This window comes from Acidimicrobiia bacterium (assembly GCA_040289475.1).
Classification (GTDB): domain Bacteria; phylum Actinomycetota; class Acidimicrobiia; order ATN3; family PSLF01; genus PSLF01.
In genome coordinates, this window is the sequence record PSLF01000009.1 from 86,871 (window position 1) to 88,291 (window position 1,421).

1 protein-coding gene is annotated in these 1,421 nt (G+C 44.7%); it reads left to right on the forward strand.

All coding sequences use genetic code 11. From position 1 onward, the window contains the following. On the forward strand, window positions 1-1,421 hold a 1,421-nt coding region (locus C4318_06275), incomplete at both ends, for a UPF0182 family protein (GenBank protein MER3454751.1).

A 1,421-nucleotide genomic window follows, 5' to 3' on the forward strand; every position in this document is an offset into this window, starting at 1 on the left:
TGGGCATTTTCCCAGCTTTTTACCAGAGGTTCGCAGTTCAACCAAACGAGTTTGTACGAGAACAGGAATATATTGCTAGAAACATCGAGTTTACGCGGTACGCATATGGCCTGTCGGGCATTGAGCTCGCACAATATGAACCCAGTAGAGACCTTAATTTTACAAAGGTATCTCAGACGAGGGCTGATAGCTCTGTGAGACTATGGGATCCCACTGTGGGGCAAGATATTTATAACCAACTTCAGTCTTTCAGAGGTTATTACCTTTTCACGGATGTTGATATAGACCGATACCAGTTAAGCGGAGAAAAAAGGGCAGTTCTTATTTCGACCCGCGAAATAGATGTTGACCGTTTACCCTCACAAACATGGATTAACCGACATCTTCAGTTCACTCATGGATACGGAGTTGTTATATCAGCAGCAGATACGGCAGCCCCTGATGGTCGCCCTCTCTTTCTGTCCGAGGATATGCCAGTAAAGCTTACGAAAGAGTTAGCAACAGACGACTCGGAGGTAACTCTTACGGTTCCGCAGATTTACTATGGCGACAAGCCACCAGGTTATTCTTATGCGATAGTAAAGACTACCCAGCGAGAGTTTGATTTTCCCCAATCAGGAGATCAAGAAGTAACGGTCGCATATCAAGGAAATGGTGGAATCCCGCTACGCAATCTCATGACTAGAGCTGCATTTGCAATGCGATTCGGAGATATCAACCTTTTGCTTTCGCGACAGCTAACTCCTGAGTCGAGAATTATTATTCGCTCTCATATACGTGAGCGCATTTCCGCTGCTTTTCCCCTGTTAGTTTTCGATGCTGATCCCTATCCGGTTTTAGTCAATGGCCGGGTGATGTGGGTACAAGACGCGTACACAGCTACCGATCGTTTCCCATATTCTCAGAAGCTTGATGCTGCACGCGTCGACAGAGGCCCGGAAATTGTTACAGAACGACTCCCTCGGAACTCAGAGTTTAGGGTAATTCCAGACACCAATTACGTAAGAAACTCAATTAAGGTAGTTATAGACGCTTACGATGGGACGATAACATTGTATGTTGTTGATCCAAATGATCCTATAATACGTGCTTATCAAAAAGCGTTTCCTTCCTTATTTACGCCGCTTTCCGACGCACCTGCGCCTTTGAAAGAACACTTCCGTTACCCGGAGGAGTTGTTTAGGATTCAGTCAAACATGTTCCGCGTTTATCATGTAACTGATCCTCGAGTATTTTATAATCAAGAGGACAAGTGGCAAGTTCCCGAAAGGAGTATGCGCAACGTCCAATCACAGCAAAGGCTTCCTCTTGAGCCTTATTACACGATTTTAAAAGATCCACGTGATAATCGAGATTACTTCTATATCATTCAGCCGTTTACACCTCAAGGACGACCGAATTTATTAGGATTTATTATCGCG